This window comes from Microlunatus sp. GCM10028923 (assembly GCF_042666975.1).
In the GTDB taxonomy this organism is placed as follows: domain Bacteria; phylum Actinomycetota; class Actinomycetes; order Propionibacteriales; family Propionibacteriaceae; genus Microlunatus.
The window spans coordinates 131,829-152,793 of sequence record NZ_JBHTFF010000013.1 but is presented as its reverse complement, the minus strand read 5'-3'; the positions used below and the strand labels follow the sequence as shown (position 1 = coordinate 152,793).

Below are 20,965 nucleotides of genomic sequence, written 5' to 3'. Positions count from 1 at the left end.
CCAGGAAGAATGGCGGCCATGACCGTCGACGTGTTCATCGCCTCGCTCGATTCCAAACCTGTCGTCGGCCGCCTGCTCGAATTCAACGAGTACGAGTTCTCCCGCATTGACGATCGCCCGATCGGTCCCGACGGCCGCTATGGCTACCGCTACCTGGACAACTACTGGGACCCGAAGGAACGTCGGTTCCCCTACCTGCTCCAGGTCGACGACGAACTTGCCGGCCTGGCGCTGGTGGCCGAGCGGTCGGCCGTCACATCGTTCGGCGAGTTCCTCGTCCTACCCAAGTTTCGCCGCCGCGGAGTCGGACTCGAGGCAGCCCGGCTGATCCTGCGACGGCATCCGGGACCGTGGGAAGTCACCCAGGTGCAGGGCAACGAGGCAGCGACGGCGTTCTGGCGCCGTGCCATCCCGGTGCCGTACGACGAGCGGACCGAAGCCGACGGTCACGTGGTGCAGACCTTCACGATCGACTAGGAACTCAGGATCAGCGCACGGGGTTCCACTGCGACCAGTCCTCGACCAGCCGATTGATCAACAAGACCGCCCGTCGCCACGCACCGACCAACTGCATGATCAGTCGGCCGCCGAGCGGAGCCTGCCCACTCACCCTCCGCTGACAGGGCACCTCCGCAGCGACACGCCGCCGAAACGCCTGCTTTTGTGCCGACTCGGCGAGGTTGAGGGGTTTGGGGCAGGGCGTGTTAGGGGCGGGTCCAGCGGTGGGTGAGGCTGTCTTCGGGCTGCCAGCCGAGCACCTCGGAGAGGCCGTCGGCGCGGTAGCGGCCGTGCGGCGACGGGGCCCGGACGTGCAGGACGGGGCACGGCTCGGGCAGCTCCGGTACGGTCGCGGCGGCCCGGATCGCCCGGCCGGCGTCGGGCCAGCTGATCATGAACGGCGAGGTCCAGCCGCCCACCGCGTCCGGCGGGATCAGGGTCTCGAAGAGCAGCACCGGCGTCGCGATCCCGTACCGCTCGGCGAAGATGCGGCAGATCTCGGAGCCGAGCAGCTTGGTCAGGAAGTAGAGCTCGGAGCCGGTCCGGGCCGGGGTGTCCGGCCGCACCGCGCGGTCGCTCGCGTACCCGATCGGGTCGTGCAGCAACACCTGCGCCGGGCCGGTCTGCACGACCCGGCGGATGCCGTGCTCGACGGCGGCCCTCATGATCGCGTACGCGCCGAGCACGTTGACCCGGAAGGCCGGGTCGGCCTCGTGCCTGATCACCGTGCAGTTGATCAAGCAGTCCGCACCCGCCGCGGCCTGCGAGACCTGATCCTGGTCGGCGACGTCGACCGGCCGCTCCGAGTGCGGCGGCCGGGCGGGTTTCGGCAGCGGGGCGTTCGGGCTCTGCGGCGGGCGCTCCGCCAGTTCGGCGAGCGGCCGGAGATCGGTCAAGGTCAGCGTGACCTCCGGGAGCTGGGCCAGCTGTTCGGCGGCGGACGCGCCGAGCGGGCCGCCGGCGCCGAAGATCACCGCGCGGGTCGCGGCGGCGACGTGGACCGGCCCGGGCTCGGCCGGCGGCTGCGGAGCGGGACCCGCCGGCATCGGATCGCCCGGGTGCGCCGGCCGGAACCCGGTGTCGGTCATGGTCCGGAATCGGCCGGGTCCGCGAACGCCGTGCACGACCGTCCAGCCGGCCCGGACCGGCTCCCCGATCATGGTCTCGGCGACCCGCACGGTGTAGCCGACGGCGTCGTCGACGTGCAACCAGTCCGGGCCGGTCGGGCCGCTCCCGAAGTCAGCCGCGGGCAGCACCCGGTCCAACCGGAGCACCTTCCCGTTGATCATGGCCGACCGGACGAGTTCGCGGGCGGCGAGCTCGGCCAGGTGGGCGGACAGCCGGACCGGGTCGTCGTCGGGCCGGGTCGACCAGGTCTCGTCGACCGACCAACCCGGGTCGTAGTCGTCCAGCAGCCGCAGCGTGGACAGCTGCAGGTAGCGACGGGTTGCGCTCGTGGTGAGCAGGTTCCAGGTACCCCGCGTCGCCGTGTCGATCATGGTCGCCGGGTCGTCGTGATCTTGGACGGCGTGGATCACCAGGTCCGCCTCGGCGTGGGTGGCGCAGGCGTCCCGGTCCAGCGTGGCGCCGTCGAGCATGATCACCTCGTGGCGGGACGCCAGCCGGTCCCGGACGCCGGGAATGATCAACGAGGGCAGGTCGACCAGCAGGATGCGCATCGGTGGCTCCGTTCCGGGAACGTGGATCAGGACTGTGGGAGCGGCAGGGCGACGGCCGAGCCTTCGATCTGTTCGGGACCGCGGTACGCGATCGCGAGCTCGGGCGTCTCGAGCCGCCCGGCGCCGGCCCGGGACCGCATTGCCGCGTCGATGACGCCGCCGGTGAGCAGCGTCCGTTCGACCGGGTACGGGGCCCGACGGTCGATCATCAACCGCTCCACCTGGTACGTCAACCGGGCGAAGTGCGGGAAGAAGTACGGCTGCTCGCCGAGCAGCGCGATCCGGTAGGCGACGGCGGCGTCCGGCCCGCGCGCCGCGACCAGGAAGTCGGTCACCGCGTCGGTCATCAGCACCGTCTGCCGGGCGCCGTCGGCGTGCTCGACCAGGTAGACGTCGGTCGCCCGCTCGATCAGCTCTCGGGTCTCGCCGAACCCGCCGGCGCCGGCGGCCGCGGTGATCAACGCGGCCGGGATCGGCCCGGTGGGGTCCGCGGCGATCCGGCCGGCCTCGGCCCCGGTCCAGGCCTGGACGGCGACCACCCCGGTCTCGCCGCCGGACCGCCGTTCCAGCAGCGCCTGACCGGCCTCGAGGGCGTGGAAGCCGTACACCTCCGCACCGCCGTAGCCGATCACCAGGCAGTCGGTGAGCGGCTCGCCGTGGCGCCAGTCGGCCCCGGTCGGTTCCCGGTACGCCAGCGGCAGGCTCGACCCGGCCAGCAGCGGGATGCCGAGCCGGCGCGCGTCGTCGTACATCGATCGGGCGTCGGTGAACGCATAGCTCAGATGCTTGTCGACGAAGACCGGGACGGTCCGGCCGCCGGTGATCATGGCCGCGACCGCGGCGTCGAACAGCCGGCGCCGCGGATAGAGCTTCTGGCCGAACTCGTTGTCCTCGTAGTCGCCGTGCTCGCCGATCAGCACCACCCCGTCGACGGCGACACCGGTGCCGCCCAAGGTGATCGCCTCGGCCACGGTCGGGAAGATCGGCACGCCGTGCTCGGCGAGGAAGCCGGTGCCGAGGTCGGGCTGCGGCGCCGGCCGGGTCACGCCCCGCTGTTCCAGGTAGGCGGCGACGACCTCGACCTGCGGTTCCCGGTGCGGGCCGTCGAGCTCGTACCCCGTGATCAGCCGGCGGGCGAGGACGTCGGCATGGGAGTTGGGGAACCAGGTGGTGATCAGCAGCGCCACCCTGGGCTTGGCCATCCGCACTCCTTGACTCCGGGTCGGCTCAGCGCAAGGACACGACCCACTCCTGATCACCGGCGAGCCGCCGCGCGGCTGAGATTACCAGCGGCGGACCGGGGAAGGCTCCGAAACTCGGTGCGTGATCACCGGACGGGTGCTAGCGTCCGACCATGCGAATCACTTCCTGAGCTGACGATCCAGCGGGCCCGGTCGGAGACCTGGGCCCGATCTCAGCGACCCCGCGATCGGGGTCGACAGGCCCAGGAGACTTTCGTTGTTGATCACCCTGTTCCGGCGGCTGCGACGCCCGGCGGACGCTGCCCGTACCTTCTACCTCTTCGACGCCGGGTTCGCCGGCTTCAACGCCCTCGCCTTCACCCTGGTCATGGTCTACCAGGTCCAGGTGGTCGGCCTGACCCCGCTCCAGTTGGTCGTGGTCGGCACCGTGATGGAGGCCACCTGCTTCCTCGGCGAGATCCCGACCGGCGTGATCGCCGACCGCTACTCCCGGCGGCTGTCCGTCCTGATCGGGTTGCCGATCATCGGCGCCGCGATCATCCTGCAGGGCGCCGTGCCGGAGTTCGCTGCGATCCTCGTCGCGCAGGTGATCTGGGGCATCGGCTGGACCTTCGTCTCCGGCGCCAACCAGGCCTGGATCACCGACGAGGTCGGCGTCGACGCGGTCCAGCCGGTGCTCACCCGCGGCCATCAGCTGGCCCTCGGCCTGTCCTTCGCCGGTACGGTCCTGGCCGGTGTGCTCGGGCTGGTGGCGCTGCAGCTGCCGATCATCGTCGGCGGGATCGGTTTCGTGATCTTGGCCGGCGTGCTGGCGCTGATCATGCCCGAGCGCAACTTCACCCCGGACCCGGACGCCCGCGCCGGCACCGCCTGGGCCACCCTCCTCGGCACCTTCCGGTCCGGCCTCGGCCAGGTCCGGCGCCGGCCGCTGGTGCGCTGGTTCTTCGTGATCAGCCTGCTGTTCGGGTTGTCCAGCGAGGTGATCGACCGGCTCTGGACGGCCCGGATCCTGGAGACGTTCACGCTGCCGACCGTGTTCGGGCGGACCGAGCCGGCGCTCTGGTTCGCCGCCTTCGCGGTGATCGGTTCGCTCATCTCCATGATCAGCAGCATTGTCGTGAACCGGGCCGCGCCGGGCCTGGTCACCGGCGCCCGGCCCGGCCGGGTGCTGGCCGTCCTGGTCCTGGTCCAGGCCGGCGCCGTCCTCCTGCTCGCCCTGTCCGGCCACCTCTGGCTGGCGATGGCCGCGGTCTGGCTGCGGCTGGCCGCCGGCTCGATCGCGTACCCGATCCAGGCGACCTGGCTGAACCGGCAGCTGGAGTCCAAGTCCCGGGCGACCGTGCTGTCCATGAACGGGCAGGCGGACGCGATCGGCCAGGTGGTCGGCGGTCCCCCGCTCGGCGCCCTGGCCGGCCTGACCTCGATCCCGGTCGCCCTGGTCGGTTCGGCGTTGATCATGAGCCCGGCCGCGGCACTCTACGTTCGATTGGGTGGCCGCCGGAAGCGATCTCTAGTGTCTGAGTCCAGGTAAGGAAAGGGAGACCGAAATGGTGCTGCGCTGGTACAGCAACGTGATCGACACCCCCGACCCACGCTCGTTGGCGGCGTGGTGGGCGGAGGCGATCGGCTGGCAGAAGGTGTACGAGGCGGACGACGAGGTCGTGCTCGTCCCGGGTTACCTCGGCAGCGAGGAGGAAGCCCGGGCCGTTCCGTGGGAGCGGCTGCCGCCCGGCCTGGTGTTCGTCCGGGTGACCGACCCGAAGACGGTCAAGAACCGGATCCACCTCGACCTCGCCCCGCACACCAGCCAGGACCGGGACGCCGAGATCGCCCGGCTGGAACAGCTCGGCGCGACCCGCGCCGAGATCGGTCAGGACGACTCGGTGAGCTGGACCGTGCTCGCCGACCCGGAGGGCAACGAGTTCTGCGTGCTCTCCTCCCGCGACTTCTGAGTGCCGTTCCTGATCACCGTTCGGTCGTGAGGCGGTGCCGGCCGGAGCCGAGCTCGCGCGGTTGCTGCCCGGGCAGGGACACCTCGGCGACGGCGTTGACCGGGACCTGCACGGTCAGGCTGAGCCTGCCCTTCCTCCGCTCCCAGCCGACCGCGATCCGGCCGCGCACCGTGTCGAGTTCGACCGAGGCCGACGGCAGGTCGCCGAAGGCTCGGGGTGCGACCCGGAACCGGGACCAGCCCGGCCGCAGCAGTTCCAGGCCGAGCACCCGTTCCAGGAGCCACTGGACGGGGCCGGACAGGGTCGGGTCCTGGTGGCCGCGCGAGTCCGTCTCCCAGGTCTCCCACAGGGTCGTACCGCCGAGGCTGCGCCAGAAGCCGAAGCCCGGGTAGCTGTGCTGCCCGAGCACGGCCAGCGCCAGGTCCGCGTTTCCATGATCGGAAAGGGCGTACGGCAGCGCCCAGGTGCCGAACGAGCCGGTGTTCAGGTGCCGATCGTGATCTTCGACGTCACGGGCGAGGCGGGCCGCCACCCGCTCCACGTACTCGGCGGGAACAAGATCAAGAGCGAGCGGGATGGCGTTGCTGGCCTGCCGATAGTCCTTGGTCTCCGAGGTCCGGTAGAGGCCGGCGTCCCGGTCCAGAAAGGCCTCGTTGAACCGGTCGGTCAGCCGCTCGGCCTTGGCCCGCCACTCCGCGGCCTCTTCGGTCTCGCCGGCCAGGGCGGTCAGCGTCGCAAGATCACGAAGGCTCTCGATCACGTACGCGGTGCCGACCAGCTGACCGCCCTCGGGTGGCCGGGGATTGTGGTCGTTGTCCGGCGGGTACCAGTCGGCGAAGACGTCCATCGCCAGCCCGCCCTGCGCCTCGACGCCGGCGAGCAGCCAGGTGACGTAGCGCCGGACGGCGGGCAGGTGGTGCAGCACCAGGCTGCGGTCGCCGTAGTGCTCCCAGTGCTGCCGGATCAGCTGCAGGTAGCTGCCGGTGACCGACGGGGAGATCGGGAAGTCCGGCGGGAACGGACCGAGCGGGGCGACGATGCCGAGCGCACCGGACTCGCCCTGGGACCGCCGGATGTCCTCCAGCCACTTGGCCAGCCAGCCGGCGCTGTCGAAGCCGTTCAGCAGCGTGGCGCTGGCCAGCCGCGGCTGGCCGAGCCAGGCCAGCTTCGTGTACATCGGCGCGACGTCTGGCTGGCCGTGCAGTGCGTTGAGGTAGGTCCGCAGCGTCGCGTCGACGATCCACTGCAGCACCGGCTCGGCCACCCGGAGCCGCATGGTCCGGTCCAGGTCGCTGTGCACCGGCACCGCCTCGACCCGGAGCGACCGGTCGCCGCCGGTCACCTCGACGTACCGGAAGCCTTCGTACGTGAACCACGGCTGCCAGTCCACCGGGCCGCCGGCGGCGACATACTCGTCGCGCTGGTGGCGGCCGGTCACCGACGGGTTCCGTACGCCGGCCGGGGCGCCGAGTTCGATCCGGCCGCCGGCGCCGAGCTTCTCGCTGTACTGGAGCGTGATCTTGGTGCCGCGGGCCAGCCGGCCGCGGAGCCGGACCCGGCCGGTCGTCACCACGCCGAAGTCGTACAGCAGGGCGCCGGGCTCCGGTTCCGTGATCTTGATCGGCCGCAGCGGCCGGTCGGAGCGGATCGGCTGCTGGGGATAGGACTCGATCCGGCCGCCCGGTGATTCCATGATCACGGCGGCGGTCCAGTCGGCGTCGTCGAAGCCCGGTTCGGACCAGCCGGCCAGCGCGGCTTCCCGCCGCGCGTCGAACGTCTCGCCGGTGTAGACGCCCTCGTACCGGACCGGCCCGTCGGTCAGCCGCCAGTCCGGGCCGCTGCCGATCGTGATCATGGTCCCGTCGGGCAGCTCGGCCTCGAGCAGGGCCAGCAGCCGCGGCTCACCGGTCCACGGGTAGAGGTTGCTGCCGTCCGAGTCGGGGGCCCGGGTGCCGAAGAAGCCGCGGCCCAGGGCGACCCCGAGCACGTTGCCGCCGTCCCGCAGCAGCGCGGTCACGTCGTGGGTGGTGGCGAGCAGTCGCCGGTCGAAGTCGGTGGCCGGCGGCGACAGCGCCGCATCGTCGACCCGGTGCCCGTTGATCATGGCCCGGCCGTGGCCGAGGCCGATCAGGTACAGCCGGGCCCGGGCCGGCGGCTGCGGCAGTTCGAAGGCCGTGCGCAGCAACGGATCGGCGGGCGGGTCCGGCGGGAGGCCGTACAGCCAGCGGTCGCGCAGCGGCTGCTCCTCACCGTCGGTGAAGGCCGCGCCGTCGGCGTAGGGCGACGGCCGCCCGGACTCCGGGTCGCCGTCCGCGCTCGCCCAGGTCAAGCCGGGGCTGTCCGACGTCGCCTCCAGATAGTAGGTGCCGGCCGGCCGTTGTTGATCAAGGTCGAGGGTGGCCGCGGTATCGCCGGCCAGGCCCTTCACCTCCGCGGTCGCGAGGTGGTCGCCGTCCGGTCCGCCGGCGAGGAGGCGCAGCGTGACCGAGGCCGGTTCGTCACCCTCGGCCTGGACCAGGATCGCGACGCCGACGATCGGCCCGGCCGTCTTGAACGTCTGACCCAGGGTGTGCCCGGTGATCGGTTCGGCGACGTACTCGGCCGGCGGCAACGTGCGGGTCGGGTGCGGCAGCTCGATCCCGCTGCCGATCCACTGCGCGCCCCACGGTTCGCCGGCCGGCAGTCCGGTCTCGAACCAGGCGGTACGGCTCCACGGCCCGGTCCGGCCGTCTTCGTCCCAGACCCGGACCGACCAGGTGTAGCGGGTCCGCGGCCGGAGCTCCGGCCCGCCGTACCCGATCCCGTGCTGGTCCCCCGACTCGACCCGCCCGGAATCCCAGACCGGCTCATGATCATCATCGGCGCTGACCCGGATCCGGTACGCCGTCTGCCGCCGGTCCGTGCCGGATCCCGCCAGCCGCCAGCCGAACCGGGGCTCCAGGCCGTCGATCCCCAGCGGGTCGACGAGGTGATCCGTGCTGAGCCGGTACGGCAACAGCCCCCGCCCCGCCCAGTTCCGATCATCAGCCGCGGCCCGCCCCACCGCCGCCGTCGTTGCGGCCATCGCCGTGGCCCCGGTCAGAAAGCTCCGCCGCTTGACGTTGCGCACACCCGCTCCTCGTTCGAACCCCCTCGGAGCTTCCCAATCTCACAGCGGCACGGCGCGATCACCAGTGACAACGATCATCCATGTCCCCCGACCCACCGGGCCCGGCGCCGCCCTCCGCAGCCGCGACCGTTCCACCCAACCGCGACCGATGCAACGGTCGCGGACGCGAGCAGGGGTCGCGGACGCGGGCAGGGGTCGCGGATGCAAGCAGGGGTCGCGGACGCGAAAGCCAAGGGACGCGAGCCCTCCTTCCACGCCCCAACCGCGACCGCTCCACCCAACCGCGACCGATACACCAGTCGCGGATACGAGCAAGAGTCGCGGACGCGAAAGCCAAGGGACGCGCGCCATCCTCCCGCGCCCAACCGCGACCGTTCCATCCAAGCGCGACCGATACGCCTGTCGCGGATACGAACAAGGGCCGCGGACGCGAAAGCCGAGGGAGGCGCGCCTCACTCCCACTCCACGCCCAAGCGCGACCGTTCCACCCAACCGCGACCGATGCAACGGTCGCGGACGCGAGCAGGAGTCGCGGATGCGGAAGTCGAGGGGGCGCGATGATCACCGGCGGTCCGGCCGCCGGTGATCAAAGTCCGTTCGGTGCCGCCGAGGTCAGCGGCGCGAGGTCTTCTTCGCGGTGCTCTTCTTCGCCGTCGTCTTCTTCGCTGTCGTCTTCTTCGCGGTGGCCGTCTTCTTCGCCGCAGTCGTCGCGGTGGCGGCCGTCTTCGTGGAGCCGGTCGTCCTCGTCCCCGCGGCCGACTTCTTGGCGACCGCCTTCCTCGCCACGGCCTTCTTCTTCGTCGCCGGCTTGGTCGTCGCACGACGGTTCGTGGTGGCGGCGGCCGTGAAGATGTCCGGCTGCAGCTCACCGCCGACCGGGACGTGGCGGCCGTCGAGGATGTGCGAGAGGAAGGCGCCGGTGTGCGAGGACGGGTGGGCGGCGATCTGCTCCGGGGTGCCCTCGGCGATCACCGTACCGCCGCGCGAACCGCCCTCCGGTCCCATGTCGATGATCCAGTCGGCGGTCTTGATCACGTCGAGGTTGTGCTCGATCACCACCACGGTGTTGCCGGCGTCGACCAGGCGGCCGAGCACGCCGAGCAGCTTCCGGATGTCCTCGAAGTGCAGGCCGGTGGTCGGCTCGTCCAGCACGTACATGGTGCGGCCGGTGGACCGCTTCTGCAGCTCGCTCGCCAGCTTCACCCGCTGCGCCTCACCGCCGGACAGGGTCGGCGCCGGCTGGCCCAGCCGGACGTAGCCGAGGCCGACGTCGAGCAGCGTCTTCAGGTGCCGGTTGATCGACGGCAGCGCGGCGAAGAAGTCCACCGCCTCCTCGATCGGCATGTCCAGCACCTCGGAGATCGTCTTGCCCTTGTAGTGGACCTCGAGCGTCTCCCGGTTGTAGCGAGCGCCGTGGCACACCTCGCACGGCACGTACACGTCCGGCAGGAAGTTCATCTCGATCTTGATCGTGCCGTCGCCGGCGCAGTTCTCGCACCGGCCGCCCTTCACGTTGAAGGAGAACCGGCCCGGCTGGTAGCCGCGGACCTTCGCCTCCGGGGTCTCGGCGAAGAGCTTCCGGACGCTGTCGAAGACCCCGGTGTACGTGGCCGGGTTGGACCGCGGCGTCCGGCCGATCGGCGACTGGTCGACGTGGATCACCTTGTCGATGTTGTCGGCGCCGGTGATCGTCCGGTGCCGGCCCGGCACCTCGCGGGCGTTGTAGATCCGCTTCGCCAGCGACGTGTAGAGGATCGAGTTCACCAGGGTCGACTTGCCCGAGCCGGACACCCCGGTCACCGCGATCAACTGCCCCAGCGGGAACGAGACCGTGACGTCCTTCAGATTGTGCTCGACCGCGTTGTGCACGGTGATCATGCGATCGTCGAGCTGGGCCCGCCGCTGCGCCGGCAGCGGGATGGCGCGGCGACCGGACAGGTACGCGCCGGTCAGCGAGTCCTCGCTCTCCAGCAGTTCCTGCACCGTGCCGGACACCACGACGTGACCGCCGTGCTCCCCCGCGCCCGGGCCGATGTCCACCGCCCAGTCCGCGGTCCGGATGGTGTCCTCGTCGTGCTCGACGACGATCAGCGTGTTGCCCAGGTCGCGCAGCCGGACCAGGGTGTCGATCAGCCGCCGGTTGTCCCGCTGGTGCAACCCGATGCTCGGCTCGTCCAGCACGTACAGCACACCGACCAGGCCGGAACCGATCTGGGTCGCCAGCCGGATCCGCTGCGCCTCGCCGCCGGACAGGCTGCCGGTCGGCCGGCTCAACGACAGATAGTCCAGACCGACGTCGAGCAGGAACCGGAGCCGCTCGTTGATCTCCTTCAGCACCCGCTCGGCGATCTGCCGCTCCCGCGCGGTCAGCTCGAGGCCGGACAGGAACGCCGCCGCCTCGTCGATCGACATCGCCGACACCTCGGCGATGTTCTTGTCGCCGACCGTCACCGCCAGCGACGACGGCTTCAGCCGGGCGCCGTCGCAGGCGTTGCACGGCACCTCGCGCATGTAGCCGGCGAACCGGTCCCGCGACGTGTCGCTCTCCGCCTCGGCGTGCCGCCGCTCGATGTAGGAGATGACGCCTTCGTACTTCGCGTTGTAGCTGCGCTCCCGCCCGTACCGGTTCTTGTAGCGGACCTGCAGCTGGCCCGGTACGCCGTGCAGCAGCAGCTTCTTCACCCGGACCGGCAGCTCGCCCCAGGGCGTGTCCGTGCTGAAGCCCGCCTGCTCGGCCAGGGCGTCGATCAGCCGGATGAAGTAGTCCGCGATGTGGGCCGACGACCACGGCGCGATCGCGCCCTCGGAGAGGCTCTTCTCCGGATCGGGCACGACCAGCTCCGGATCGACCTCCATCCGGGTGCCGATGCCGGAGCAGGTGGGGCAGGCACCCCACGGCGCGTTGAACGAGAACTGCCGCGGCTCCAGCTCCTCGATCGCGATGTCGTGCTCGTTCGGGCAGGCCATCTTCTCCGAGTAGCGGCGCTCCCGGTTGGGGTCGGACGCGTCGAGGTCGACGAAGTCGATCGACACCACGCCCTGGGCCAGCCCGAGCGCCGTCTCCACCGAGTCGGTCAGCCGCTGCTTCACCGACGCCTTGACCGCCACCCGGTCGACGATCACGTCGATGGCGTGCTTCTTCTGCTTGTCCAGGGTCGGCGGAGCCGTCAGCTGTACGGTCTCGCCGTCCACCCGGGCCCGGGCGAAGCCCTGGCTGGCCAGCTGCCGGAACAGCTCCACGTACTCACCCTTGCGGCCGCGCACCACCGGGGCCAGCACCTGGAACCGGGTGCCGTCCTCGAGGTCCATCAGCCGGTCCACGATCTGCTGCGGACTCTGCCGACTGATCGGCTCGCCGCAGACTGGGCAGTGCGGCCGGCCGGCCCGGGCGTAGAGCAGCCGGAGGTAGTCGTACACCTCCGTGATCGTGCCCACCGTCGATCGCGGGTTCCGGTTGGTCGACTTCTGGTCGATCGAGACCGCCGGCGACAGCCCCTCGATGAAGTCGACGTCCGGCTTGTCCATCTGTCCGAGGAACTGGCGCGCGTACGCCGACAGCGACTCCACGTAACGACGCTGTCCCTCGGCGAAGATCGTGTCGAAGGCGAGACTCGATTTTCCGGAGCCGGACAGGCCCGTGAACACGATCAGCGCATCACGCGGAAGGTCCAGGGAGATGTTGCGCAGATTGTGCTCGCGAGCACCACGGATCATGAGTCGATCAGCCACGTCGGTCATGCTATGCCCGCCCACTGACAGTCCTCATTTGGTGAAGGGGGACGACCCCCTTCAGATCCCCCGCTCCGCTCCGCGAACGGACAGGCGCTGCCCTATTGGGTGAAGGGGGACGACCCCCTTCAGATCCCCCGCTCCGCTCCGCGAACGGACAGGCGCTGCCTTATTGGGTGAAGCGGGACGACCCCCTCCAGATCCCCCGACCGCCCCTCACAGGACCGCCGCCGAGCCAACCGCAGTAGGTTATTGAGCATGACTTCCGCGGGCACCGCCGGCGATCCGGCCGCCGACCAACTGGAAACCCTGCGCGGGCTGCTGTCGGCGGCCACGGCACGGCTGCTCGGCGGCACCATCGCCGTCGGCGACGACGACTGGCGCGGGCCGAGTCGGCTGCCCGATTGGTCCCGCGGCCACGTGGCCACCCATGTCGCCCGCCAGGCCGACGCGCTCGGTCGCCTGCTCAGCGGTGCGGCGAGTGGCACCCCCGGCAAGATGTACGCCTCGAACGAGGACCGCGACGCCGAGATCGAGGCCGGCGCCGGGCGGTCCGGCCTGGACCTGCAGATCGACCTCGACACCGCCGCCGAACAGCTCTGGGAACGGATGGAGGAGGTCGACGCCGCCGGCAAGTGGGCGGAGTCGGTCGAGTTGCGCGGCGGCACCAAGGTTCCGGCCCGGCTGCTGCCGCTGGCCCGGCTGACCGAGGTGGTACTGCATCACGTCGACCTCGACGTCGGCTACGAACTCGACCAGGTCGACGAGACGGTCGCCGCCTGGATCCTGGAATGGTGTTCGCTGCGGCTGCGGACCCGGGACGGCGTCCCGAGCCTGTCCCTGATCGTCGACGGCGGCGCAACGGTCGCCGTCGGGTCGGACGGCGAGCCCCGCGAAGTCCGCGGTACGGCAGCGGCGCTGCTGGGCTGGCTGACCGGCCGGTCCGGTGCCGACCAGGTCACCGGCGCGGAGGGGCTCACCCTGCCCGCATTCTGATCACCGAGGGGGATCCATCGATGTCTGGCCCGAACCACGTCACGCCCGGCGGCCCGCCGGTCACCACCCGACTGTCCGAGACCGTGACCATGATCAAACTCTCGGTCGGGCCGATGGACAACAACGCCTACCTGCTCCGCGGCCCCGGCGGCTCGGTGCTGATCGACGCCGCCAACGACGCCGACCGGCTGCTGGAGTTGATCGGTGACCAGGCCCCGGACACCATCGTCACCACGCACCGGCACCAAGATCACTGGCAGGCGCTGTCCGACGTCGCCGAGGCCACCCGGTCCCAGCTGATCTGCGGCCGGCCGGACCAGGACGCGATCGCCACCGGCGCCTGGGTGGAGGAACTGACCGGCGTCTGGGACGGCGACACGGTGGCACTGGGCGAGGAGTCGCTGACGGTGATCGGACTGGTCGGCCACACGCCCGGGTCGATCGCGCTGGCGTACCGGGGACCGGGCGGAGTCGATCACCTGTTCACCGGCGACAGCCTCTTCCCCGGCGGGCCCGGCAAGACCGGCAGCCCGGCCGACTTCGCCTCCCTGATGGACGATCTCGAAACCAAGATCTTCGGGGCGTACGAGGACGCGACCGAGGTCCATCCCGGCCACGGCGACGACACCACCCTCGGCGCCGAACGCCCGCAGCTCGGCGAATGGCGCGCCCGCGGCTGGTGACCGCCCGAACTCCACCTTTCGGTTGACCCGCGGCGGCATCGGCGCCGCACTCCGCCGCCTAGCGTGATCACTCCCATCAGCGTTCACGAGGAGTGGTCATCATGCGTCCGCTGTACGTCGCCACCGTGGTCTGGACCGGGCTCGGCCTGGCCAGCGGCCTGTTCTACCGCGAGTTCACCAAGATCAACAAGTTCACCGGCGACACCCAGCTCGCCGTCGCGCACGCCCACCTCCTGGTGCTCGGCACCCTGGTCTTCCTGATCTTGCTGCCGTTGACCCGGGTGTTCCGACTGGCCGCCGACCGAAGGTTCCGCTGGTTCCTCCGGCTCTGGAACACCGGACTGGCCCTGACCGGCGCCGGCCTGATCGGCAAGGGCGTCCTGCAGGTGCTCGGCCATCCGCTGGCGACCAGCCCGGCGATCGCCGGTGGCTCCGGCCTCGGCCACATCCTGCTCACGGTCGCGTTCGTGCTGCTCTTCCTGGTCCTGCGCCGGGCGGTGCTGGCCGCCGAGCGGGAGGATGGTCCCCATGCACCTGCCGTCCTGGATCCGCAGACCGGTGGCGCACGGGCCTGAGCCGGACCCGTCGGCGACGCTGGTCGCGGTCCGGGTCGGCCAGCACCTGATCACAGTCGCGCTGCTCGTGGTCTGCACCGTGCGCGCGGTCGGGCTGGGTGCGCTGCCGGCGCTGACGGTCGGCGGCGCTCTGGTCTTCCTGACCTGGTACGCCCTCGGCCCGGCTCTGGTCCGCCGGGTCCGGCCCGCCGCCGGGACCTGGTGGCTGGCCGGGCTGGTCCTGATCTGGTGCGGCCTGGTCGCAGCGTCGGCCGAGTTCGTCTGGCTGGCCTTCCTGCTCTGGCTGCTGATCGGGCACCTGTTGCCGCTCCGGGCTGCGGTGCCGGTCGGCGTGCTGGTGCTGGTCGTGGTGGTCGGCCGACCGTGGCTCGAGTTCGGTACGCCGAGCTATGCCGGCGTGATCGGCCCGCTGGTGGGCGGCTGCTTCGCGATCGGGCTGGCTCGCGGCGTCCTCCAGCTGGCCCGCGACGCCCGGGAACAGCGGCGGCTGGTCTCCTCGCTGGTCCGGGCCAACGAGGAGACGGCCCGGCTGGCCGAGGAACTCGCGGACAGCCAGCGGATCGCGGGCGGACTGGCCGAGCGGACCCGGCTCTCCCGCGACCTGCACGACACGATCAGCCAGGGGCTGTCCTCGATCGTCATGCTGTCCCGGGCCGGCCAGACCGCGCCCGCCGACCAGCGGGACGGACTGCTCGGCCAGATCGAGGCGGTGGCCTGCGACAACCTGACCGAGGCCAGGCGACTGGTCCGCGACCTGGCGCCGGCATCGCTGGAGGACGACACCCTGCCCGCGGCCCTGCGCCGGCTCGCCGCGGAACTGACCGAGCAGACCGGCACGGCGGCCGAGGTCCGGGCCGACGCGGTCCGGCTGCCGATGAGCCAGCAGGTCGCGCTGCTCCGGGTCGCCCAGAGCGCGCTCGCCAACGTACGCCGTCACGCCGGCGCCGGGACCGTACGGATCGACCTGGCCCAGACCGCCGAGTCGGTCCGGCTCCGGGTGACCGACGACGGCGTCGGGTTCGAGCCGGGTCCGGAACTGCCGCCGACGCTGCAGGGCGGCTACGGCCTGAGCGCGATGCGGGCCAGGCTCGCCGAACTCGGCGGCCGGCTCGACCTCGACTCCGCGCCCGGCGCAGGCTGCACCGTGACCGCCCACCTCCCCTCGACCGGAGCATGATCATGAACCCACCGCCGATCCGGGTGCTGCTGGTGGATGATCATCCCGTGGTCCGGTCCGGCCTGCGCGCCATGCTCGGCGCCAGCCCGGTGATCATGATCATCGGCGAGGCCGGGACCGGCACGGAGGCGCTGCGCCAGGTCCGGGAGTCGGCCCCGGACGTCGTCCTCTGCGATCTCCGGCTCGGCGACGGCCCCGACGGCGTGGCGGTCACCAGCGCGATCCGGGCGGAACCCGATCCGCCGGCGGTGATCATCCTGACCACGTACGACCATGATCGCGACATCCTGCGGGCCGTCGAGGCCGGTGCCGCCGGCTACCTGCTGAAGGACGCGACTGCGGCCGACATCGCCGCCGCCGTGCAGGCCGCGGTGACCGGCCGGCTGACGCTCGATGATCATCAGACGGCCCGCTACACCGCCGCCCTCCGCGAAGCGACGCCGGCGCTCAGCGACCGGGAGGCCGCGGTGCTCCGGCTGCTCGGCGCGGGCCTGACCAACACCGAACTCGCCGACCGGCTGTTCGTCGCCCCGGCCACGGTGAAGACCCACCTGGTCCACATCTTCGCCAAACTCGGAGTGCCGAACCGGACCAGCGCCGTGGCCCGCGCCCGCGACCTCGGCCTCCTCGACTGACTCTCCTTCCACCCCGCTCGCCGAGTGGACGGGTTGACCCGAAAGATCGCCGCTCAGCCGGTCAACGCGTCCACTCGCCGCCACCGGGATGCCGGCGGCCGGGTTCAGGGTCGGTGGTCCGGGGCGAGGATCGGTGGGGAGTCCGGGAGGAAGGGATCCGGGAACGCGGTGAGTCGGAGATCGATCAGGGCGGTGCAGCCGGGGGCGGCGCACTCGCAGTCGAAGGCGCGGACGATCTCCTCCGGCCGGGTGGTGGACCAGGGGCGGGCCAGGCCGGCCCGGTACTGGCCGACGATCGCGGCGTTGCCGTACCGGATCAGGGCGCGCCGCTCCTCGGTCGTCGTGGCCCGTACCTGATCATGAAGCCAGTCCGCACAGACCCGTTCGATCGCGTCGACGGTCTGCTCGGCCGTTTCATGATCATTGGTGATGATCTTGGTACCGCCGACGGCCTCGACCTGCTCGGCGATCCGGGCCGCCCGGTCGAGGTCGGCCGGGCCGCCGGCGCCGCCCCAGCCGCGGCCGTGGTTCCGGGCCTTCCGGATCTGGGCGTCGGCGAACAGCCAGACCGCGTGCACCGGCGGTTTGATCGGCTCCGGGCCGACCAGGTCCGGCGTGAACGGGGTGCCGTCGGTGATCACCGACGGGCGGTCCGGCAGCGCCGCCAGGTCCTCCAGGGTCAGGCCGCTGCGGTCGTGCTCCAGCCGCCGCTGCTCCGCCATCGACAGCGCGTCCCGTTCCGCGACGGTCAGGGACTCCCACTCGATCGCGACCGGGTCGCCGGCCGCGATGGCCCGGTCCCGGTGATCCCAGGTCTTGGTGTCACTGCTGTGCCAGCGGAACCCGTGCCGCCGGGCCAACAGGCGTGCCGTCGTGGTCTTGCCCGAGCCGGACGGGCCGCCGATCCAGAGGACTCGTTCCAGTGAAGTCACCGAGTCCGGTTTACCAGATTCCGTTCAGCCGAAGGTCCGGAACGGCCCGAGCCGGACGCTGCCGAGCTGGCCCTTGCGGACCTCGACCGTGGTGACGGGATCGCCGATCACCCCGGAAGGCAGCTTGACCCGCACCAGATAGCGGCCCGGCTCGACGTCGACGAAGCCGAACCAGCCGGAGCCGTCGGAGCGGCGGACCACCTTGGATCCGGTGGACAGGCTGGTCAAGGTCACCTCGGCCTGATCAAGGACGCCACCGCCCCGTAGCTCCAGCCGGCCCTGCAGGTGTCCCCTGGTCGGCCGGCTCTTCCACGGCATGTCCGGGACCGCCGCCTCCTCCGCGAACAGGTCGGCGGCCAGGGCGTCGGCCAGCGCGTCCCGCTGGGCCCCGGCCTGGGTCGGATCGGAGACGGCGAGCGCGCTCGCGTTGGCGTACGAGTAACCGGACCAGCCGATCACCCGGTTCCCGGCGGCCGTCGGAGCGAGGGCGTCCCGGGCCTGGGCGAGGCTCTCCTCGATGGAGTTCAGATAGAGTGCCGGCCCGTTCACGGAGCTGCGCCGGCCCTGGTTGTCCGCCAGGAACTCGCTCCACTGGTCGAACATCACCGTCTGGTCGGCCCGGCTGTCGCGCTTGTAGTTCATCGCAATGTTGGTGTCCATGATTCCCTCGGCCAGCCAGCCCCGCCAGTCCTGCAGCACCTCCGAGTAGGTCCGGGTCTTTTCGTAGCCGCCCTCGGTGCCCTGCGGTCCGTAGCCGTACGTGATCCCGTCCATGGACAGCCGCACCGTCGGATCGACCTCGTACAAGGAGAGATAGATCTTCCGCACGTACGCCGTCACCTGGGCCCGCCGCCAGTCGGAGAACTGGGCGTCGCCCGGCGCCGGGACGTCGCTGCGCCCGGTCGCGGCCTGGAACCTGGCGATCGAGGTCTCGCTGTAGCCCCATTCACTGTGCGTGGTCACGGAGCTGTAGTCCGGGTAGCGGATGTAGTCGAGGTTGACGCCGTCGACGTCGTAGTTGCGGGCGATGCTGGCAATCCCCTCGACCATGTAGTCGACCGCGTCCGGGTTGGCCGGATCGAGGAAGACCCGGTTGGCCATCACCTCTTCGCCGTCCACCCGGCGGTTGATCCAGCGGTCCCGGCCGGTGGCCGTGACGCCGTGCTCGTGGTACGCGTGAGTGGGATCCGTCGGCGGGGTCAGGCTGCGCCACAGGATGGTCGAGTTGACCCAGGCGTGCACCTCGAGACCGGCGGCGTGGGCCTGCTCGATGACCTCGGTCAGCGGATCGTACGGAGCCGGATCGACCCCGGCGGCCTGCGTCCGCGGGAAGGCCGAGTCGTTGCAGAAGCAGTCGGTCTCACGGCCGACCTGGACCACCAGGGCGTTGGCCTTGACCCGCTGGGCGTCGGCGACCAGCTTGGTCACCTGCGCGGGGTTGTAGATGCCGGCGTTGAACGAATCGACCCAGTAGCCGCGCCACTGCTGCTTACCGGTGTCGGCGGCCGCGGTCCCCATCGGGACCGCGAGTGCCATCGCCATGATCAGAGCCGCCGCGACCGCACCGATGCTTGAACGTCTGCTGGACAAGATCGACCTCCCCCTGTCGATCCCCGGCGCCACCCGCCCTTGGGATTTGTGGAGATTTCACCAGGCAGCGTCTGGTCGCGTCAAGGTTCTACGGGCAGTCCGTAGGCACGGGTTTCCGTAGCGGGGTCAGGAGAGCTCCGCCTGGCCCGGCCGCACGGTGAAGGCGTGCTTCCCGTTGACGCAGCGGACGGAGTCCTTCGGGCCGGTGCTGCAGGCGACGCCGTAGAACGCCAGCACCTGCCCGACCGGCAGCCGTTTCGCCGGAGCGAACCCGGAGCCTTCCGTCCGCAGGTAGGCCGGATCTCCGGAGAACACGAACCGCGCTTTCCGGTCCCGGGTCAGGACGACCGTGTTGGCCGCCACCGACCCGCCGCCCGGAGCCTCGCCCTTCGCGTCCTTCGGGAGCGTGCCGTGGCAGCCGACGTGGCCCGGACCCTTGTCCGACGGCGGCCGGATCCCGCAGGTGAAGCCGCCGCCGCTGGACGAGAAGTGGTACGGATACCCGCCGTCCGAGAACGTACCGGCGTAGTGCTTCACGTCCACCTGGGACCCGGCCGGCACCGGGCTGTCGGCCGGCCAGGCCTTGATCAACTTCTTCCCGGAGGAGCATTCGGACGCCAGGGTGTAGATCGTCGTGTATCGGCCGGAACTGCCGTCCAGGACGGCACAGCCCCAGCCACCGACCTTGATCGTCTGGCCGATCCCGATGTCATCCATACCGACGAACTTCTTCATGATCGCGACCACCGTCGCGCACTCGGCCTCGCCACGGGCCACCAACGCGACCTGCCCGCGGCCGATCGGGCCACAGCTCGTCCCGGCTCCGGCGGGCGGCGGCGGGGCCGGGGTCGGGGTCGCCGTCGGAGCGGAACTCGGCGACGCACTCCCGCCGGCGGTCGGCGGATCGGCGGGTGCCGGCCCCGGCGGAGCGCAGGCCGCCGCTCCGACGATGATCATGACCAGCGCTGCCCCGACGACGGCCGCCCGCCGCGGCCCGTTCCAGATCTCCATGATCGCGGCAGGCTATCGCAGGACCGCCCCGTCGCCATGATCAACAACGTCACGGCTCCCTGCTTCGCGACCAGACGTCAGCGCAGCTTGGCGAGCTGCTCCAGTTCCTCGGCGCCGAGCGGGCCACGCTCCTCGGCCGCCACGCACTCGGCCAGTTCGTCCCGGTTCTTGACGCCGAGCACGACCGTCGCCACGCCCGGCACCGAGAGCGCGTACCGGTGCGCCAGCGAGGCCGCCGACTCCCCCAGGTCCGCCGCCAGCCGGCGGAATCCCTCGGCCCGGGCATAGTCGACCGCGACCGCGGAGTCCTCGGCGACCTGACGGTCGACCGAATCGGTGAGCGAGCCGGCGGCGACCGCGCGGATGCCGATCACCGGCACCGAGCCGGCCTGCGCCGCGGCCACGATGTCCCCGTTGGCCGGCGTTCCATGATCGCCGAACACCCACATGTCGCCGCTCCGGTCGAGGGCGTTCACCACCACCTGGACACCGTCCGGGCGCGGATCGGTGCCGAGCGTCTCGATCACCGCGGACGGGAAGCCGACGCCGGTGATGCCCCAGCCGCGGATCAGACCCTCGTCGCGCAGCCGGACGAACTCGGGCACCACCTCGTCCCGGAACACCCGCCAGCCGGTGGTCCGCGGTGCGGTCGCGGGGCCGTCAGCCGGCCGCAGCTGGGCGTGCCAGACGAACAGGTCCAGGTGGTCCCGGCCGAGCCGGGCCAGGCTGTCCTGCAGACTCTGCCGCATCCGGGCCGGCAGGTCGGTCTCGTCGTCGTCCGGCAGGCCGAACTTGGACGTGATCAACACGTCCGCGGACGGCTGCTGCCGCAGGGCCTCGCCGGCCACCAGCTCGGCCTCGTGGCCCTCGCCGTAGGTCGGGGCCAGGTCCAGGTGGGTGATCCCGGCGTCCAGCGCCGCCCGGACCGTCGCCACCGACTCCTCCCGGGTAGTCGGACCCCAGACCGCGCCGATCCCGCCGCCGCCCAGCGTGAGGGCGCTGACCGTACCCAATCGGCCGAAGTTCCTCGATTGCATCGCTTCTCCGTCTATCGCTCCGAGGCGGGCCGCCTGGCCCGCCAGTGGCGAACCTACGACCAGATCGGCCCGCCCGCACGAGCCAATCTCCGCCCCGAATCCCAGACCGATCCCACGTCCCTGCCACCGGCCCGCTCCGGAGTGAATTTCCGCCGGTCAG

At 71.3% G+C, this 20,965-nt stretch carries 16 protein-coding genes; 8 read left to right on the top strand and 8 right to left on the bottom strand.

From position 1 onward, the window contains the following. Positions 1–18: 18 nt before the first annotated feature. Complete coding sequence (locus tag ACFQU4_RS27595; RefSeq protein WP_377498250.1) at positions 19–477, top strand: GNAT family N-acetyltransferase; 459 nt, start codon at positions 19–21, stop codon at positions 475–477. Positions 478–704: 227 nt separating this feature from the next. Here ACFQU4_RS27595 and ACFQU4_RS27590 read toward each other — a convergent pair whose 3' ends face one another. Together ACFQU4_RS27590 and ACFQU4_RS27585 are read right to left on the bottom strand one after the other, a co-directional pair. Next, positions 705–2,177, bottom strand: coding sequence for an NAD-dependent epimerase/dehydratase family protein (locus ACFQU4_RS27590; RefSeq protein WP_377498248.1), 1,473 nt, complete (start codon positions 2,175–2,177; stop codon positions 705–707). Between the two features lie 26 nt (positions 2,178–2,203). Then, complete coding sequence (locus ACFQU4_RS27585) at positions 2,204–3,379, bottom strand: hypothetical protein (RefSeq protein ID WP_377498246.1); 1,176 nt, start codon at positions 3,377–3,379, stop codon at positions 2,204–2,206. A gap of 259 nt (positions 3,380–3,638) precedes the next feature. On the opposite strand from ACFQU4_RS27585, the gene ACFQU4_RS27580 reads away from it, so the two are divergent. Together ACFQU4_RS27580 and ACFQU4_RS27575 are read left to right on the top strand one after the other, a co-directional pair. Continuing rightward, on the top strand, positions 3,639–4,910 hold the full coding sequence (locus tag ACFQU4_RS27580) for an MFS transporter (RefSeq protein WP_377498244.1): 1,272 nt from the start codon (positions 3,639–3,641) through the stop codon (positions 4,908–4,910). A 16-nt stretch (positions 4,911–4,926) separates the two neighbouring features. Then, positions 4,927–5,331, top strand: a complete 405-nt coding sequence (locus ACFQU4_RS27575; RefSeq protein WP_377498242.1) for a VOC family protein — start codon at positions 4,927–4,929, stop codon at positions 5,329–5,331. Positions 5,332–5,344: 13 nt separating this feature from the next. On the opposite strand, the gene ACFQU4_RS27570 is transcribed toward ACFQU4_RS27575, so the two are convergent. Next, positions 5,345–8,440: a family 78 glycoside hydrolase catalytic domain gene (locus ACFQU4_RS27570; RefSeq protein ID WP_377498240.1), complete on the bottom strand. Its 3,096-nt coding sequence runs from the start codon at positions 8,438–8,440 to the stop codon at positions 5,345–5,347. 612 nt (positions 8,441–9,052) lie between these two features. Further along, a complete protein-coding gene (gene uvrA / locus ACFQU4_RS27565; RefSeq protein WP_377498238.1) occupies positions 9,053–12,178 on the bottom strand; it encodes an excinuclease ABC subunit UvrA in 3,126 nt (1,041 codons plus the stop codon). Positions 12,179–12,427: 249 nt separating this feature from the next. On the opposite strand from uvrA, the gene ACFQU4_RS27560 reads away from it, so the two are divergent. The 5 genes from ACFQU4_RS27560 to ACFQU4_RS27540 all read left to right on the top strand — a co-directional run bounded on the left by ACFQU4_RS27560 (position 12,428) and on the right by ACFQU4_RS27540 (position 16,235). Then, positions 12,428–13,165 (top strand): maleylpyruvate isomerase family mycothiol-dependent enzyme, encoded by a 738-nt coding sequence (locus ACFQU4_RS27560; RefSeq protein WP_377498236.1) that lies wholly within the window; start codon positions 12,428–12,430, stop codon positions 13,163–13,165. Positions 13,166–13,185: 20 nt separating this feature from the next. Next, positions 13,186–13,848 carry an MBL fold metallo-hydrolase gene (locus ACFQU4_RS27555; RefSeq protein ID WP_377498234.1) on the top strand — a complete coding sequence of 221 codons (663 nt, stop codon included), beginning with the start codon at positions 13,186–13,188 and terminating at the stop codon, positions 13,846–13,848. A gap of 101 nt (positions 13,849–13,949) precedes the next feature. Continuing rightward, the gene (locus ACFQU4_RS27550; protein WP_377498232.1) at positions 13,950–14,423 is read left to right on the top strand and encodes a DUF2871 domain-containing protein; all 474 of its coding nucleotides are present in this window, start codon (positions 13,950–13,952) and stop codon (positions 14,421–14,423) included. Continuing rightward, positions 14,377–15,600, top strand: a complete 1,224-nt coding sequence (locus tag ACFQU4_RS27545; RefSeq protein ID WP_377498230.1) for a sensor histidine kinase — start codon at positions 14,377–14,379, stop codon at positions 15,598–15,600. The genes ACFQU4_RS27550 and ACFQU4_RS27545 overlap by 47 nt, the downstream gene beginning before the upstream one ends. After that, complete coding sequence (locus tag ACFQU4_RS27540; RefSeq protein WP_377498227.1) at positions 15,597–16,235, top strand: response regulator; 639 nt, start codon at positions 15,597–15,599, stop codon at positions 16,233–16,235. Before ACFQU4_RS27545 ends, ACFQU4_RS27540 begins: the two co-directional genes overlap by 4 nt. Positions 16,236–16,339: 104 nt before the next feature. Here the strand turns inward: ACFQU4_RS27540 and ACFQU4_RS27535 are convergent, their stop codons facing one another. From ACFQU4_RS27535 to ACFQU4_RS27520, 4 genes are all read right to left on the bottom strand, one after another. Next, positions 16,340–17,167: a hypothetical protein gene (locus ACFQU4_RS27535; RefSeq protein ID WP_377498225.1), complete on the bottom strand. Its 828-nt coding sequence runs from the start codon at positions 17,165–17,167 to the stop codon at positions 16,340–16,342. A 24-nt stretch (positions 17,168–17,191) separates the two neighbouring features. After that, entirely contained in the window at positions 17,192–18,757 is a 1,566-nt protein-coding gene (locus ACFQU4_RS27530) for a family 10 glycosylhydrolase (RefSeq protein ID WP_377498223.1), read from the bottom strand. Positions 18,758–18,883: 126 nt separating this feature from the next. Next, positions 18,884–19,768: a hypothetical protein gene (locus ACFQU4_RS27525; RefSeq protein ID WP_377498221.1), complete on the bottom strand. Its 885-nt coding sequence runs from the start codon at positions 19,766–19,768 to the stop codon at positions 18,884–18,886. Between the two features lie 77 nt (positions 19,769–19,845). Further along, positions 19,846–20,805 (bottom strand): aldo/keto reductase, encoded by a 960-nt coding sequence (locus tag ACFQU4_RS27520; RefSeq protein ID WP_377498219.1) that lies wholly within the window; start codon positions 20,803–20,805, stop codon positions 19,846–19,848. Positions 20,806–20,965 lie beyond the last annotated feature (160 nt).